This window comes from Pantoea sp. AG1095 (assembly GCF_003208415.1).
Lineage (GTDB): Bacteria > Pseudomonadota > Gammaproteobacteria > Enterobacterales > Enterobacteriaceae > Pantoea > Pantoea leporis.
In genome coordinates this window covers 981616-997483 of record NZ_QKMJ01000001.1, presented here as the reverse complement: position 1 = coordinate 997483, position 15868 = coordinate 981616, and the positions used below count along the sequence as shown (strand labels likewise).

At 55.1% G+C, this 15868-nt stretch carries 13 protein-coding genes; 8 read left to right on the top strand and 5 right to left on the bottom strand.

What is annotated here, in order from left to right:
• Positions 1-113 precede the first annotated feature (113 nt).
• A complete protein-coding gene (locus DEU53_RS04770; protein WP_008106391.1) occupies positions 114-866 on the bottom strand; it encodes an FNR family transcription factor in 753 nt (250 codons plus the stop codon).
• A 296-nt stretch (positions 867-1162) separates the two neighbouring features.
• On the opposite strand from DEU53_RS04770, the gene smrA reads away from it, so the two are divergent.
• Positions 1163-1729, top strand: coding sequence for a DNA endonuclease SmrA (smrA, locus tag DEU53_RS04765; RefSeq protein WP_110866213.1), 567 nt, complete (start codon positions 1163-1165; stop codon positions 1727-1729).
• Here the strand turns inward: smrA and DEU53_RS04760 are convergent.
• Entirely contained in the window at positions 1726-2646 is a 921-nt protein-coding gene (locus DEU53_RS04760) for a LysR substrate-binding domain-containing protein (protein ID WP_101764323.1), read from the bottom strand. The two genes, smrA and DEU53_RS04760, sit on opposite strands and share 4 nt — an antisense overlap.
• Before the next feature lie 322 nt (positions 2647-2968).
• Between DEU53_RS04760 and DEU53_RS04755 the strand changes: the two genes are divergently transcribed.
• Together DEU53_RS04755 and DEU53_RS04750 are read left to right on the top strand one after the other, a co-directional pair.
• On the top strand, positions 2969-4303 hold the full coding sequence (locus tag DEU53_RS04755; protein ID WP_101764324.1) for an aromatic acid/H+ symport family MFS transporter: 1335 nt from the start codon (positions 2969-2971) through the stop codon (positions 4301-4303).
• Positions 4304-4391: 88 nt separating this feature from the next.
• Complete coding sequence (locus DEU53_RS04750) at positions 4392-5729, top strand: VOC family protein (RefSeq protein WP_199559672.1); 1338 nt, start codon at positions 4392-4394, stop codon at positions 5727-5729.
• Positions 5730-5783: 54 nt separating this feature from the next.
• Here the strand turns inward: DEU53_RS04750 and DEU53_RS04745 are convergent, their stop codons facing one another.
• Entirely contained in the window at positions 5784-6218 is a 435-nt protein-coding gene (locus tag DEU53_RS04745) for a DoxX family protein (RefSeq protein WP_110866212.1), read from the bottom strand.
• A gap of 192 nt (positions 6219-6410) precedes the next feature.
• On the opposite strand from DEU53_RS04745, the gene DEU53_RS04740 reads away from it, so the two are divergent.
• The gene (locus DEU53_RS04740) at positions 6411-7928 is read left to right on the top strand and encodes a carboxylesterase/lipase family protein (RefSeq protein ID WP_101764326.1); all 1518 of its coding nucleotides are present in this window, start codon (positions 6411-6413) and stop codon (positions 7926-7928) included.
• A 213-nt stretch (positions 7929-8141) separates the two neighbouring features.
• Complete coding sequence (locus DEU53_RS04735; RefSeq protein ID WP_110866211.1) at positions 8142-9809, top strand: methyl-accepting chemotaxis protein; 1668 nt, start codon at positions 8142-8144, stop codon at positions 9807-9809.
• On the opposite strand, the gene DEU53_RS04730 is transcribed toward DEU53_RS04735, so the two are convergent.
• Positions 9806-10648: a LysR substrate-binding domain-containing protein gene (locus tag DEU53_RS04730; protein ID WP_110866210.1), complete on the bottom strand. Its 843-nt coding sequence runs from the start codon at positions 10646-10648 to the stop codon at positions 9806-9808. The two genes, DEU53_RS04735 and DEU53_RS04730, sit on opposite strands and share 4 nt — an antisense overlap.
• Before the next feature lie 126 nt (positions 10649-10774).
• On the opposite strand from DEU53_RS04730, the gene DEU53_RS04725 reads away from it, so the two are divergent.
• Together DEU53_RS04725 and DEU53_RS04720 are read left to right on the top strand one after the other, a co-directional pair.
• Positions 10775-11941: a methionine aminotransferase gene (locus DEU53_RS04725; RefSeq protein ID WP_110866209.1), complete on the top strand. Its 1167-nt coding sequence runs from the start codon at positions 10775-10777 to the stop codon at positions 11939-11941.
• A 16-nt stretch (positions 11942-11957) separates the two neighbouring features.
• On the top strand, positions 11958-12737 hold the full coding sequence (locus DEU53_RS04720) for a transporter substrate-binding domain-containing protein (protein ID WP_110866208.1): 780 nt from the start codon (positions 11958-11960) through the stop codon (positions 12735-12737).
• 182 nt (positions 12738-12919) lie between these two features.
• On the opposite strand, the gene pepT is transcribed toward DEU53_RS04720, so the two are convergent.
• A complete protein-coding gene (gene pepT, locus DEU53_RS04715; RefSeq protein ID WP_110866207.1) occupies positions 12920-14146 on the bottom strand; it encodes a peptidase T in 1227 nt (408 codons plus the stop codon).
• Between the two features lie 126 nt (positions 14147-14272).
• Here pepT and DEU53_RS04710 point away from each other — a divergent pair, with 126 nt between their 5' ends.
• On the top strand, positions 14273-15868 hold the full coding sequence (locus tag DEU53_RS04710; RefSeq protein ID WP_110866206.1) for an ABC transporter substrate-binding protein: 1596 nt from the start codon (positions 14273-14275) through the stop codon (positions 15866-15868).

Genomic DNA, 15868 nt, shown 5'->3' with positions numbered 1-15868 from the left:
GATCTCCTAAAACCAAAGCAAGTTGGGTTAAAGATAGCCTAAGTTTGGACAGGGCAGAAGCGGAAAAGTTGTTGCCGGATCAATAAAATAACTTTTATTAACCCGGCACAGAATCACGCGGCTTGTTCGGTCTGGCCAGCTAATTCTGCCAGCAGAGCGTGGTTCTCAATGGTGATATATTTGCCTTTTACGGCCAGCATGCCACTTTTCTGGAAGCGACCCAGCAGACGACTGATGGTTTCTACGGTTAGTCCCAGATAGTTACCAATGTCGCCACGCGTCATGGTCAAACGGAATTCACGCTGTGAGAAGCCGCGCTGACCGAAACGACGCGACAGATTCCAGACAAATGCCGCCAGACGCTCTTCGGCATTTTTCTTCGACAGCAGCAGAATCATATCCTGATCGCCTTTGATTTCACCGCTCATCAAACGCATCATTTGCTGACGCAGCGCCGGCATTTTACCGGAGAGGTCGTCAAGCGTTTCAAACGGGATTTCGCACACCATCGCGGTTTCCAGCGCTTGCGCAAAGCTTGGATGTTTGGCACCAACAATGGCGTCAAAACCCACCAAATCGCCTGCCAAATGGAAGCCAGTAATTTGCTCGTCGCCTTGTTCAGTGATGGTGTAGCTTTTGATAGTGCCGGAGCGGATAGCGTAGAGAGATTTCAGTTCATCACCGGCTTTGAACAGCGTCTGGCCTTTCTGAATCGGCTTTTTGCGCTCAATGATGTTATCCAGCTGATCCAGTTCGTGCTCGTTCAGCGTGAAGGGAATACACAATTGGCTGATACTGCAATCCTGACAATGGATGGCACAACCGCCAGACTGAATACGTCGAATGCTGCGTTTTTCCTGGATCATATAGTTACGCTCGATGATTATTGACTGCGGTCAATTTTAACATTTTTCTAAGCGAAGGGAACTCATCCGAGCAGTAAATGTCCTTAAAACCCCACAAATGTCAGGTATTACGCGGTTTGCGCTGGTCTGACTGAAGCGCATTTATTGATCTGGAACGTTTTGTTGCCAGGTTTACAGCTAGAGCGCGCTTATTACAGCGCAAAAAGTGACAGATGTTTTGCCCATAATCCTTTGCTACTCTTTTGCTTTAGCGTCGAATTGGACGCGGAGGCAAACACCAGGCGAGAGGAAACACCATGAACCTTGATGATGAAGACCTTTTCCGTGATGCCATGGGTGATGTGACACCATTAAAAAATTGCGCTAATACCCAATGGCTACGCGCACCTTCGCCTAAAGCGCCGCGTGCGCCGCAGGAAAGTGACGAGCAGGAAAATTTCCTCACGCGTGGCTATCTCGACATCGTTCCGTTGACAACACCGCTGGAATTTAAAGTTGAAGGCGTACAGCAAGGCGTGCTGGATAAGCTGCGACTGGGCAAATATCCGCCTCAAGCCAGCCTTAATCTGTTGCGTCAGCCAGTAGAAACCTGTCGTCAGGCGCTGTTCAGCTTTATGCAGCAGGCCAATAAACATGGGTTGCGCAATCTATTGATTATTCATGGCAAAGGGCGTGACGATGAGTCGCACGCCAATATCGTGCGCAGCTATGTGGCGCGATGGTTGCCGGAGTTTGCAGAAGTGCAGACCTTTTGTACGGCGCAGCCGAAAGATGGTGGGGCGGGCGCGCTCTATGTCGGTTTACGAAAAACCGAACAGGCGCGCCTGGAGAACCGTGAGCGTCATGCAAAACACAGTCGCTAGCTGTGGAATTTGCGGATGGTCGCCATCAGCACTTCGGCGCTCAGGCTTAATGGACTGCCGCTGCGCGTAATAATGCCCACCGGTTCGCCCGGCCCCGGCGAGGCAATCGGTAGCGCGCACAACGCATCGTGATTCAAATCTTCTTTGATGGCGCCAGAAGGCACAAACCACACATAGTCGTAACGCAATGCCAGCTGTCGCGCCAGCGATGTCGATGAGGTTTCAACGCAGTTTGCTGGCAAGGTACAACCTTGCTCATTCAGCATATGCTGCGCGATACGGCGCGGTGCGGTGCCTTCCGGCGAAATCACTACTGGCCACTGCATCGCGCGCGACAGCATAACGTTCTCGCTTAATAGCGGATGATCGGGGCGCACCACCAGTTTGAGTGATTCCAGGAACAGCAATTCATAAGTGAGTCCGGCCATCATATCGCTGTCCGCCATACGACCAATCCCGACATCAAACTCACCCGCACGTAAACCGGCCAACAACACGTTGTTATGCAATGTCGCAACCTGCACCGTGGTGTTAGGTTGCTGTTCATGGAAGCGATCGAGAATTTGCGGCAGCATGCCCATCGCCGCAGTCGTCAGCGCGCCGAGTCGAATCACCACCGGTCGGCCCGGCTGCGGCGCGTTGAAGCTCTGACCAGCATGATTAAGCGCATCCAGCACTTTCACCGCATGAACCAGAAACTGTTCGCCCAGCGTGGTGAGCTGCGCGCCGAGTCGTCCGCGCTCAAACAGTCGCGCGCCCGCCAGCTCTTCCAGCTCATTCAGTGTTTTCGATAAAGCGGGCTGGCTCAGATTGAGCGTTTCAGCGGCACGACCGAGCGTGCCTTGCTGCGCCACCGCCACAAAGGTATGTAAATGACGCAAGCGAATGCGCTGATTGAAAAGGATATTTTTGTCCATACGCCCAACATAATGAGTTATGCCGAGGAGCAGCAATGAGGAAACGTTAATTATGTTAACTTGCCTGCAAATTTATATTAACAAAAACACCGCTATGCAAGCTTCGCCGCTAACCTGATGTATTTATGGGTAAAGCTGAAAAAGACACTTTTTGCAGCATATTCGCGCGCTATAAAATCAATAACATACAGCGTAAAAAGTTGAATAGTTCTCAATTACATCCAAAAAGAGTGCCTGTTATTGTTAACGATGAGCTATGATAAGCGCCGTTTTTTTTACTAAAACTGATGCCCTAAACGGTTAAAAGTGCAGGAGTCGTTACGTGACCAGCGTTGAAGCAGTAGACGTTCGCCAGCTTATCAATAAGAGTGCGCTTAGCAGCTGGCAGAAGCGCTTAATCGCGCTGTGCTTCGTGGTAGTGGCGCTGGACGGCATGGACATTGCGCTGATGGGCTTTATTGCGCCCACGCTGAAAGCCAGTTGGGGCGTCACGAATCATCAACTCGGCATGGTGATCAGCGCGGCGCTGATTGGTCTGGCATTGGGGGCGATGGTCGCTGGACCGCTGGCCGATCGCTATGGTCGCCGCGTGATGATCCTCATCAGCGTGCTGTTTTTCGGTCTGTGGACGCTGGCCACGGCGATGGCGCAAAACATCGAACAGATGATGCTGTTCCGCTTTCTCACCGGCTTAGGGCTTGGGGCCGCGATGCCCAACGTGGGCACGCTGGTTGCCGAATACGCGCCCGAACGTCGCCGCTCATTTATTATTACCGTGGTGTTCTGTGGCTTTACCTTTGGTGCCGCGACGGGAGGCTTTGCCGCTTCGTGGCTGCTGCCGCGCTATGACTGGCACTCCGTTATGCTGATGGGCGGCGTGCTGCCGCTGCTGGTGCTGCCTTTTTTAGTGCGCGGCTTACCGGAATCGGTACGTTTTCTGATTAGCCGTCGCGCGCCTGCCGCACGTATTCACGCCATCCTCGAACGTATGCTGCCCGGCAGCGTGCAGCCGGATAGCCATTATCAAAGCACTGAGTTGCCGACCGCGCGTAAAGGCTCGGTGGCGACCGTGGTGTCGCGCCGCTATCTGTTCGGCAGTTTGATGTTGTGGGGCGGCTACTTTATGGGGCTGTTCCTCGTTTATTTGATTGGCAGTTGGATGCCTTCATTGATCAGCACGCTCGGCATGTCGGTGACGGAAGCGGCGATTGTCACGGCGATGTATCAGGCTGGCGGAACCCTTGGCTCGCTGTTTGCGGGTTGGTTGATGGACCGCATCAACGCCAACCTGGCGCTGGCGGTGATCTATTTCTGCGGTGGCATTGCGATTGTGGCGCTGGGTTTTTCACCCGCGCAGGTCGGCTTAATGAGCGCCATCGCTTTCTGCAGCGGCTTCTGTTTTAACGGCGCCAATACCGGCATGAATGCGCTCTCCGCCAGTTATTACCCAACTCATGCGCGTGCCACCGGCTCCAGCTGGATGCACGGCATAGGGCGCATCGGCGCCATCATTAGCGCCTTTGTCGGTGCCGAGTTGTTAACGCTTGGCTGGACGTTCAGTCAGATCTTCCTGCTGCTGGCGATTCCCGCCGTGTTAACCACCATCATGCTGGTGCTGAAATGTCGCTTTGGTGACCAGTCAAACCTCACCGAGTGACAAGGCGATCACAGTTCCATGAAATTGTTACCCGCCGCTAAAGGGTTGATCTACAGTAGCAACAACCCGTTAGCCCAAGGTGATGATTATGCCAAACTTTCTCAGCAGCGATGCCATCCGCACGCTGTTCTCGCAGGCAATGTCGACCCTGTATCAGCAGGAAGTGCCGCAATACGGCACGCTGACGCAGTTGGTCACCGCTGTTAATGAACGTACGCTGGAAGCCAATCCCGAGTTAAAAAACCGCTTGTCGGCCGCCGATGAACTGAGTCGCCTGAGCGTCGAGCGTCACGGTGCGATTCGCGTCGGAAAGGCTGATGAACTCAGCACGTTGCGCCAGATGTTCGCCGTGATGGGCATGGAAGCGGTGGGGTATTACGACCTGTCGCAAGCCGGTGTGCCGGTGCACTCCACGGCGTTTCGTCCGGTCAGCGATCGCGCGTTGCGCCATAATCCATTCCGCGTTTTCACTTCGTTGCTGCGTCTGGAACTGATTGATGATGCGGCGCTGCGCGAGAAGGCCGCTGCAATTCTCGCCGCGCGCGATATCTTTACGCCAGGTTGCCGCGCGTTGATCGCTAAGCATCATCAGCAGGGCGGTTTGAACGCCGCGGATGCCGCCACTTTCGTGCAGGAAGCGCTGGAAACCTTCCGCTGGCATGCGCACACCACCGTAGACAGCACCACTTATCGCGCACTGAGCCAGCAGCATCGTCTGATTGCCGATGTGGTGTGTTTCCGTGGTTGCCACATCAACCATTTGACGCCGCGCACGCTGGATATTGATCGGGTGCAAGCGCTGATGCCTTCACGCGGCATCGATCCCAAAACCCTGATTGAAGGCCCGCCGCAGCGTAAAGTACCGATTCTGCTGCGCCAGACCAGCTTCAAAGCGCTGGAAGAAGCGGTGCACTTTAACGATGGTACGCCGGGGACGCACACCGCGCGCTTTGGTGAGATCGAACAGCGCGGCGCGGCGCTCACCCCGAAAGGACGCGAACTTTACGATCGTCTGCTGGCCGAAGCCGGTACCGGCAGCGATAACCAGCATCACCAGCAACATCTTAGCGCGGTGTTTAGTGATTTCCCCGACGACGAAGAGTCTTTGCGCGAGCAGCAGCTGGCGTGGTTCCGCTATCGCCTGACCGAAAAAGGCGAGCATCTGCCGCCACGCGCGGGCGAAAGCGTGACGCAGTTGCTGGCTGAAGAGCGTTTGAGTGCCGAACCGATCGTTTACGAAGATTTCCTGCCGGTCAGTGCTGCGGGGATTTTCCAGTCGAATCTGGGGGACGTGGCGCAAACACGCAGCGCGGGTAATGCCAGCCGAGCGGATTTTGAAAGCGCGTTAGGTTGCGCGGTGCAGGATGAAATGGCGTTGTACCAGCAGATGCAGCAGCGCAGTCTGGAACGCTGTGGCGTAGCCTGAGGAGAAATGTTACAGCCGGTCTGAAATTCAGCAGACCGGCTGCTTTTCTTGTGGTTATTGCAAGCGCGCGTCACGCACCAGCGTGTACTTCCCGGCACCTAAAAACATAATGGCGAGCGCACCCAGCAGGTAAAGCGCTTCTGTCTCCAGCGCCCACGCACCGACGTCGGTGCGGTGCCAGACAGCGCCCATTTTTACCAGCAGTGTCGCAACAATCATGTTCACCGCAATGATGAACGCCGCAGGGCGCGTCAAAAATCCGATGATCACCATTACAGGTGCCGCTATTTCCCCGATGTAAGCACCGTAAGCGATGAAACCTGGCATTCCTTTGACGGCGAGCATGTGCGCAATCCAACCCACGCCATGCACCACTTTGAACGCCCCATGAAACAACAGCAATCCGCCCAACGTCAGGCGCAAAAGCAGTTTGCCAAGGTCCGGGTGATCGCACATCCGGTTGAACATTTGATTAATGCCACCAAACATGGTGTTTCTCCGTCGCGCCAGGTTAACTTGCAACCTTAAAACAAATGGCCTCGATGGGGTTAGCCAAAATATTTGATGGAGTTGTTCAAAGAATCGCGCCGCGTTTCGGCTTAATCTGCAAATGCTTTCAGAACATGGACATTCGTCTAAGGCCTGCAAATAATGGAACGATGCATTATCAGGGAACCCGAGATGAAAAATGAACGACGTCTGAGGATCATGACCGCAGAAGGGGAACTCAGAGGCCTGATGGACGAAGATCTTTTTGTCTTTAAAGGAATACCGTACGCAGCTGCACCTACTGGCGCTTTACGCTGGCGACCGCCGCAGCCGGTCCAGCCGTGGCAAGAGGTGCGTGATGCGACCGAATGGGGCGCAGCAAGCTGGCAAAATCGTGACTATTGCGTGGCCGCCGGCGGTGGCGATCCCGGTCGCTTTAGTGAGGATTGTCTCTACCTGAATATCTGGACGCCGGATGTTGAGCCTTCGCGGCCGTTGCCGGTAATGGTCTGGTTGCATGGCGGGGGATTTTCCATCGGCGCCGGTAATCTTGATCCTTATCGCGGTAAAGCGCTGGCGGCGCAAGGTGTGGTGGTGGTAACGCTCAATTATCGCCTTGGTCACTTCGGTTTCTTCTCTCATCCGGCGCTGGATGCGCAATACCCTGACGGGCGCGTGATCAACAACTTTGCCTTACTCGATCAAATTGCTGCTTTACAGTGGATTCAGCGCAACATTCCTGCCTTTGGCGGCGATCGCCATAACGTGACGCTGTTTGGTGAATCCTCCGGTGCGCGTAGTGTGTTATCGCTGTGCTGCTCGCCGCTCTCCGAGGCGCTATTTCACAAAGGCATCGTACAAAGCGCCTACAGCTTGCCCGACATCCCGCAAAAGCAGGCACAACAGATCGGTTTACAGGTCGCGGCGCATTTTGCGTTACCCGAAGATGCCAGCGCCGAGCAGCTGCGCGAGCTACCGGCCGAACAATTCTGGCCGTTAGAACGCCCGCTGGCGCTCGGCCCGGTGCCCATCAGCGGCGATGCGGTACTGCCGAAACCGATGTTAACCACGTTTATCTCCGGCAAGCAGCATCGCATTCCGTTAATGATCGGCAGCAACAGCGATGAAGCCAGCGTACTGGACTATTTTGGCGTGGATGCCACGGCAGTATTGCGACAGATGCGCAGCAAAAACCGCATCAGTTATCGCCTGATGAAGTGGCTGTACGACATTCATGATGATGCGCTGCTGGGACGTGCGGTGGCGCGCGATATGGCGTTCACGGTGTTACCGTTAATCATCGCGCAGGCGCAGCACAATATCGGCCTGCCCGCATGGCGTTACTGGTTCGATTACGTCTCCGAAAACGCGCGCGATCTCTACCCGCACGGCACCTGGCACGGCAACGAAATTCCCTATGTCTTTAACACGCTGGATACGCTAGCGCCGCCAGCGGAACGCAGCTACAGCGAGCAGGATAAAGCGTTCGCCTCCACAGTCAGCGCTTATTGGGTCACCTTCGCGCGTGAAGCCAGCGAGTTCAGCTCGCACTTAGCGGGTGAAGTAGATTGGCCAGCCTGGCGACCGGGCGACGATCTGACGCTGGCGCTGGGCGATCAGGGCAAAGCCCAGGCGGTGGTGAAGGCGCGCTTTATGCGTGGACGGCTGCGTTTGTTCCGTTTGATGATGCGCAGCCACGTTAAGCTTTAATGAGCGTGCTAATGGTGTAATCTGGCAAATCAATTTATAAGGCAAATTTTCGCCTATCTTGCTGATAAATCTTAAAAGCGCATATTCCTCACCCGCGTCAGTAAGCAATTAATTAGCTTACAAAACCGTTACATTTTCCCGATCCGATGCCGATAAACGCAATATGCCCGATTTTATCGGGCCTCCTTCGCGTTTCACACCAAGGGATTATGTATGGGTATCTTAAAAAATTTCACCATCCGCGCCGTATTGCTCACCATTCTTGGGCTGTTTTGCCTGCTGTGGTGTGCCGTTGGGCTGTTTAGCGTCCACTCACTGAACGCCCTCGGCCAGGGCAACGAGATTGACCGCCAACTGGTCAATCAAATGACCATTTTAAGTAAAGGAAATGATCAATATTTTCGTGTCGTTACGCGTCTGTCTCGCGTGATGGAAGGCCGCGCCTCAGGCAGCGCAGTCGGTGCTGATGCTTTTACCCCGGTGCAACAAGCGCTCGACAATATGAAAACGCTGCTGGCGCAGTTTAAAACCATGGCGCCAGGTCCGATGGATGCGGAGACCGCCAATAGCGTCATCACCAACTGGCAAAAACTGCTCGATGAAGGCATCGCACCGCAGGTTTCGCTGGCGCAGCAGGGCACGCTTGAAGCCTATCGTGCGCAAGCCAATAACGTCACGCCGCCGCTTAGTCGTGCGTTTGGTGCCAGCGCGGAAGCTTTCAATAAAGCCGCAGGCAGCAAACTGGATGAGACGCGCGTCACCGTCGATAAGCTCACCAGCATCACTAAAGTCATTATTCTGGTGGCGGTGGTGATTGGCTTGTTTATCTTGCTGTTTACCGATCGCTATCTGGTGGCGATGCTGGTGAAACCACTGGAGCGTATCCGTAACCATTTCACGATTATTGCGCAGGGCGACCTCAGCCAGCCGGTGGAAGATTTTGGCCGTAACTGCGTCGGCAAACTGGTGCCGCTGCTGCGTGCCATGCAGGACAGCCTGCGCGAAGCGGTAAGCGCGATTCGCAGCGGCACTGAAAACATCTATCGCGGCGCAGCGGAGATCTCCTCTGGCAACAACGATCTCTCATCGCGCACCGAAGAGCAGGCGGCCGCGCTGGAGCAAACCGCGGCCAGCATGGAGCAGTTAACCGCTACCGTGAAGTTCAACGCCGACAACGCGCGACAGGCCAGTTCGCTGGCCGAAACCGCTACCGGTACCGCGCAGCAGGGCGGACGGTTGGTAGGCGAAGTGGTTACCACCATGCAAGGCATCTCAGGCAGCTCGAAGAAGATCGCTGAGATCACGAGCGTGATTAACAGTATCGCTTTCCAGACCAACATCCTGGCGCTAAACGCCGCGGTAGAAGCCGCACGCGCCGGTGAACAGGGCCGCGGTTTTGCCGTGGTGGCCAGTGAAGTGCGCAATCTGGCACAGCGCAGCGCCGGTGCGGCGAAAGAGATCGCCACATTGATCGAAGATTCCGTGCAGCGCGTGGAAAAAGGGTCGGCGCTGGTGAGCAGCGCGGGCAGCACCATGCACGACATTCTTAAGTCGGTGCAGGATGTAAATGAAATCATGAAGCACATCGCTGCGGCGTCAGAAGAGCAGAGCAAAGGGATTTCGCAGGTCGGTACCGCCGTCACCGAGATGGACAGCGTCACTCAGCAGAACGCCTCGCTGGTTGAGGAAGTTTCTGCCGCTGCCAGCGCGCTGGAGCGCCAGACGCAGGAGCTGCAGGCCTCGGTGGCGAAATTCCGTCTGTCGGACAGCGCGCCGGTAAATAAGGCCGTGGTATCGCCAACCGCGCTGCGTCGGCCGGTGTTGACCGGCGCAGGCCTCGCACAGCCGAAATCAGCCTCTGACGAATGGGTCTCGTTCTAAACCTCAGATAACCACGCCACCAGTTCCGGCAGGAACGGTGGCGCATCTTTTTCCGCCCGCTGTAACAGGCTGTAGCTTGCGCCGGTCGCCACACTGGTGGCAAAAGGCGCAATCAGTCGCCCATTCACCACATCGTTCTGCACTAAGGTGACATCCGCCACCGTGACGCCAAATCCCTGAATCGCAGCGCTGATCGCGAGATCCATGGTGGCGAAATGCTGATTGCGCGCCATTGGTAACGCGGCATCCAGCCCGGCCAGCCAAAGCTGCCAGTCGCGTGAATCCGGCGTGGGATGCAGAAAAGTAAACTTCGCCAGTTCGCCAAACTGCGTGGGCGGCGTGACGCTGCTGGCCATCACCGGCGTTAAACGCTCCTCAAACAGGCAAATCGAACCGGCTGGCGACGGGCCAAACACAATTGCCGCGTCAAAGTTATCGAGCTGCGAGCCATGATCGAGTGTGGTGGTCAACGCTACGTGAATATCTGGCCGCTGCTGTTCCAGCGCCACCAGACGCGGCACCAGCCAGCGCATGGCGCAGGTAGGCGCTTTCAGGCGAATCGAGGCGTTGCTGCGGCTGGCTTTTTCTGTGGCATTCACCAGCATGGCGAAACCTTGCTGCAATTCCGGCAGCAGCGCGGCACCTTGTTCGGTGAGATGTAGACCACGAGCGTGGCGGGTATACAGCGCGAAGCCCAGCCAACTCTCCAGCGTAGCGATTTTACGGCTCACCGCGCCTTGGGTGATGCACAGCTCGCTGGCGGCACGCGTCAAATTGAGATGGCGCGCGGTGACCAGAAACGCGTGGATGGCATTGAGCGGCAGAGCAGAGCGGGACATAACAACCTCAAGCTATGATTTTTAATCATGGCTATTATGACAACAATTCGCTTGTCGACTCAAGCCGCACACCGTTGAATAGAAATCTACTTTCGATACGTGGTTATGCAACCTTACGAGGCACCGATGACCTTGAACAGCAGTGTTAACATCTCTTCCAAACAGCCCGATGTCGGCACGACGATTTTTAGCGTCATTGGCCAGCTGTCGGCGCAGCATAAAGCCATTAACCTGTCGCAAGGCGCACCCAACTTTCCGTGTGATCCCAAGCTGGTTGAGCTGGTCAGCCAGGCGATGCGTGACGGTCATAACCAATACGCTTCAATGACCGGCCTGCCGTCGCTGCGTGAAGCGCTGGCGGAGAAAGTTCACACGCTGTATGGCCAGCACTATGATGCCGGCAGCGAAGTGCTGATCACCGGCAGCGCCAGCCAGGGCATTTACATGGCGATTTCCGCGCTGGTCCACGCAGGCGATGAAGTGATCTTCTTCGAGCCGGCGTTTGACAGCTACGCGCCGGTGGTCCGTCTGCAGGGCGCTACGCCAATTGGCCTGAAGTTGCAGGTGCCGGATTTCGCCATCAATTGGGACGAACTGCGCGCCACCATTACGCCGCGCACCCGCATGATCATCATCAATACGCCGCACAACCCCAGCGCGCAGGTGCTGTCAGCTGCGGATCTGGATCAGTTAGCCGCGTTGACGCGCAACACCGATATTGTGGTGCTGTCTGACGAAGTCTATGAACACATCCTGTTTGATGGCCGTACGCACTGCGGCATGGCAACGCATCCGGAACTGGCGCAACGCAGCGTGGTGGTTTCCTCCTTCGGTAAAACCTTCCATGTCACCGGCTGGCGCGTGGGTTATGCGCTGGCACCGGCAGCGCTGATGGAAGAGATCGTCAAAGTCCATCAGTTCATGATGTATGCCGCCGATACGCCGATGCAGGTCGGTTTTGCTCACTATCTGCAAAATCCGCAGAACTATCTGCAGCTGTCGCCGTTCTATCAGGAGAAGCGCGATCGCCTGCTGACCTTGATGCAGGATTCGCCGTTTAAACTGCTGCCGAGCGCCGGTTCGTTCTTTATGTTAGCCAGCTACGGACATTTCAGTGACGAAAGTGATAGCGAAATGGTAAAACGTCTCATCGTCGATCACGGTGTGGCCACCATTCCGTTGTCGGCGTTTTATATGGACGGCACTGACAATAAATTAATTCGTCTGTCATTCGCAAAAGACGACGCAACACTTCAGGCCGGTGCAGAAGCGCTCTGCCAGGTCAAAGGGTAACTTAGGGGTAAATATAATGAAAAAATTGAACGCACTGTTTGTCGCTTTGGGCATGCTGACCTCGGCGCACGCGCTGGCGCAGGAAACCTTACGCTATGGCCTGGAATCGCAGTATCCGCCCTTTGAGAGCCGCAACGCGCAGGGTGAACTGGAAGGTTTCGACATCGAACTGGGTAAAGCGATTTGTCAGGTAGGCAACTTCGACTGTAAGTGGGTGGAAAGCAGCTTTGATGCGTTGATTCCGGCGCTGCAGGCGAAAAAATTTGATGCCATTAACTCCGCAATGAACATCACCGAAGCGCGGGCGAAAAGCATCGACTTCACTAAGCCGATCTACCGCATTCCGACCATGTTAATCGTGAAAGAGGGCGAGAAGCTGCTGCCAACCGCCGAATCACTGAAAGGGAAAAACATCGGGGTGCTGCAGGGTTCGATCCAGGAAACCTATGCCAAGAAGCACTGGGAAGCGCAGGGCGTTACAGTGACCTCTTATCAGGATCAGAACCAGGTTTACAACGACATGGTTGCCGGTCGTCTTGACGGCACGCTGGTGATGTCAGCTGCCGGTCAATCGGGCTTCCTCGAAAAGCCGCAGGGTAAAGGTTTCGCCTTTGCCGGCAAGCCGGTAGAAGATGACACCATTCTCGGCACCGGTATCGGTTTTGGTCTGCGTAAAGGCGATGACAAATTGAAACAAGAGCTGGATGCGGCAATCACCAAGGTGCAAGCCGATGGCACCGTCACTAAGCTGGCGGCGAAATTCTTCCCTGGGATTGATGTTTCAGCGAGTAAATAACTAAACGAGGTCGCCATAAATGGCGTAATGACGATCAGTTAAGCGCCGTATCAAATCACCGCACCTTCCGTAGCGGCGCGATTTATCGCGCAATGAATTGCGCCGCTACAATGTGGGCTCTCGTTAATGAAGGGTTTCATGTCTTAACTGACGAGCATGACGCCATGAAGGGCGACCTTTTTTTATTTCGCGGCTAAATAACACAACGCTTCGGCCACCTGATACGACTTCACAAACGAGGGAACCGGCAAAAACTCAAAGCGCGAATGGAAATTGTGCGCGCCGGTGAAGAAGTTCGGGGTCAATAATCCTTTCGCTGATAGCGCTGCACCGTCGGTGCCGCCGCGCATCGGGATCACCTTCGGTTCCACGCCCACTTGCTCTAACGCGGCAAAAATCAGGTCAATCGCACGACGATCTTCACCAATTGCATTACTGATATTGCTGTAAGTATCGTTAATCGTCAGCGCTACATGGCCGGTGGGATAACGCGCGGCGATTTCATCGGCCACTTCCACCAGTTGCTGTTTCTTCGCATCAAAACCCTGCAAATCGAAATCACGAATCGAGGCTTTCAACACCGCGCGGCTGGCGTTGGCATTCATATCGTTGAACCAGATATAACCTTCGCGGCCTTCGGTATGTTCGGGGGTTTTTAAGCGATCGAAGCGGGAGATGAAGTCATGCGCCATCAGCAGCGGATTGACCAATACGCCTTTGCCCGACATCGGATGCGCCGGCACGCCGGTAAACACCAGCTCAGCGGCGGCAGCATTGAAGTTTTCATACACCACTTCACCCAGCTCGCAGCAGTCGATAGTCCAGGCGAAATCGACGTTAAAGCGCTGCTCAAGATCCAGTGCTTTAGCGCCGCGCAGGCCAATCTCTTCATCGGGCACAAACGCCACCACGATATCACCGTGATCGCCACGCAGGTTCTCCAGCAACGTCATCACCACCGTTACCGCCGCTTTGTTATCGGCGCCCAGCACGCTGGTGCCGTCGCTGAAGATAATCTCCTGCCCGAGATAAGGTTTGATCTCCGGATGTTCCGCCACGCGCAGCCAGATGTCCTGCGTGCTGTTAAGGCACAGATCTTCCCCGGTGAACCTGAGGGTTTGCGGGTGGATATCCGGCGACAGGCCAACATCCACGGTATCAATATGGGTGATAAAACCGATACGCGGCGCATCAGGGCGATTACCGGGTTTCACCGCAGTGACCGTGGCGTGCTGGTCAATCACGATATCCTGTAAACCCAATTCGTCCAGCTCCTTGGCCAGTAACTCTGCCATCGCATGTTGGGACGGCGTACTCGGCAGCGTGGTTGATTTGGCATCGCTCTGGCTGGAAACCGCCAGATAACGGTAGAAACGCTGGGTCAATTGGCTGGCAAGTTGGTCTGTCATCACAATTCCTTATTAGCATTGCGGCGTCTGTAGTACGCGTGCTGGTTAAATCATGTTATTTATTAATCAGATGAACATTACATAACGAAGCAGACTCATGGAAGTCAATAAAAAGCGAGGATCATGATGAAAAAAATGATGGCAAATCTCACTCTCACTGCAATCGGCTTGGCGGTCGCGGGCGGGGTTTCGGCAAAAACGCTGGTGTACTGTTCAGAAGGATCGCCAGAGAACTTTAACCCGCAATTGTACACGTCGGGAACCAGCGTCGATGCCAGCGCGGTACCGATTTTTAACCGACTGGTGGACTTCACGCCCGGCACCACCGAACTGGTGCCGAGTCTCGCCGAGAGCTGGGATATCAGCCCGGATGGTAAGGTCTACACCTTCCATCTGCGCAAAGGGGTGAAATTCCAGAGCAACAAGCTATTTAAGCCGTCGCGCGATTTTAACGCCGACGACGTAATCTTCTCGTTTATGCGCCAGATGGATGCCAAAAACCCCTACCATAATGTCTCCGGCGGTAACTATGCCAACTTCGAAAGCCTCGAGCTGGCGAAGCTTATCACCAGCATTGAGAAGGTCGATGACAATACCGTGCGCATCACCTTAGCTCACGCTGAAGCGCCATTCCTCGCCGACTTAGCCTGGTATTTTGCCTCGATCCATTCGGCAGAATACGCCGACCAGATGTTGAAAGCCGGCACGCCGGAGAAGGTCGATATGGAGCCGATTGGCACTGGGCCGTTTGAGCTGGTGCAGTATCAAAAAGATTCGCGCATTCTCTATAAAGCCTTCCCGGAATACTGGCAGGGCAAGGCGAAGCTCGATCGTATTGTCTTCTCGATCACGCCGGACGCCTCGGTGCGTTATGCCAAGCTGGAGAAAAACGAATGCCAGATTATGCCGTTCCCCAATCCGGCCGATCTGGAGAAGATGCGCACCAATCCCGATTTAACGCTGGAACAGAAATCGGGCCTGAATACCGGTTTCCTGTCGTTCAACACCACCAAAGCACCGCTGGATAACGTCAAGGTGCGTCAGGCGCTGGCGATGGCGATTAACAAACAGGCGATCATTGATGCCATCTTCAAAGGTACTGGCACGGTAGCGAAAAACATCCTGCCGCCGGACGTGTGGAGTGCGGATAAAGATCTGAAGGATTACGACTACGATCCGCAGAAAGCCAAAGCGCTGCTGCAGGAGGCGGGGATTAAGCCAGGCACCGAAATCGCCCTGTGGGCGATGCCGGTACAGCGACCGTATAATCCAAACGCGCGACGAATGGCGGAGATGATTCAGGCGGACTGGGCCAACGTGGGTATCAAAGCCAATATCGTCAGTTATGAGTGGGGCGAATACCTCAAGCGCGTGAAAGGCGGTGAGCATCAGGCGGCGCTGATGGGCTGGACCACGGCGACCGGCGATCCGGATAACTTCTTCGGCCCGCTCTACAGCTGCACCTCGGCGAATGGCGGCTCCAACTCGTCAAAATGGTGTTATCAGCCGTTTGAGAAGATCATTACCGAAGCGCGCGCCGAGCAAAATCACGACAAACGCGTGGCGCTGTATCAGCAAGCGCAGCAGATTATGCATGATCAAATGCCAGCGGTGATGATTGCTCACTCAACCATCTTCGAGCCGGTGCGCAAATCGGTGAGTGGTTATCAGGTCGATCCGTTCGGTAAACACATCTTCTACCCGGTGGATATCAAGAACTGA

Bases quoted from the DNA above. Each gene is read 5' to 3' on its own strand.
- DEU53_RS04770 (WP_008106391.1), bottom strand. From the start codon at position 866: ATGATCCAGGAAAAACGCAGCATTCGACGTATTCAGTCTGGCGGTTGT.
- smrA (WP_110866213.1), top strand. From the start codon at position 1,163: ATGAACCTTGATGATGAAGACCTTTTCCGTGATGCCATGGGTGATGTG.
- DEU53_RS04760 (WP_101764323.1), bottom strand. From the start codon at position 2,646: ATGGACAAAAATATCCTTTTCAATCAGCGCATTCGCTTGCGTCATTTA.
- DEU53_RS04750 (WP_199559672.1), top strand. From the start codon at position 4,392: ATGCCAAACTTTCTCAGCAGCGATGCCATCCGCACGCTGTTCTCGCAG.
- DEU53_RS04745 (WP_110866212.1), bottom strand. From the start codon at position 6,218: ATGTTTGGTGGCATTAATCAAATGTTCAACCGGATGTGCGATCACCCG.
- DEU53_RS04740 (WP_101764326.1), top strand. From the start codon at position 6,411: ATGAAAAATGAACGACGTCTGAGGATCATGACCGCAGAAGGGGAACTC.
- DEU53_RS04735 (WP_110866211.1), top strand. From the start codon at position 8,142: ATGGGTATCTTAAAAAATTTCACCATCCGCGCCGTATTGCTCACCATT.
- DEU53_RS04730 (WP_110866210.1), bottom strand. From the start codon at position 10,648: ATGTCCCGCTCTGCTCTGCCGCTCAATGCCATCCACGCGTTTCTGGTC.
- DEU53_RS04725 (WP_110866209.1), top strand. From the start codon at position 10,775: ATGACCTTGAACAGCAGTGTTAACATCTCTTCCAAACAGCCCGATGTC.
- DEU53_RS04720 (WP_110866208.1), top strand. From the start codon at position 11,958: ATGAAAAAATTGAACGCACTGTTTGTCGCTTTGGGCATGCTGACCTCG.
- pepT (WP_110866207.1), bottom strand. From the start codon at position 14,146: ATGACAGACCAACTTGCCAGCCAATTGACCCAGCGTTTCTACCGTTAT.
- DEU53_RS04710 (WP_110866206.1), top strand. From the start codon at position 14,273: ATGAAAAAAATGATGGCAAATCTCACTCTCACTGCAATCGGCTTGGCG.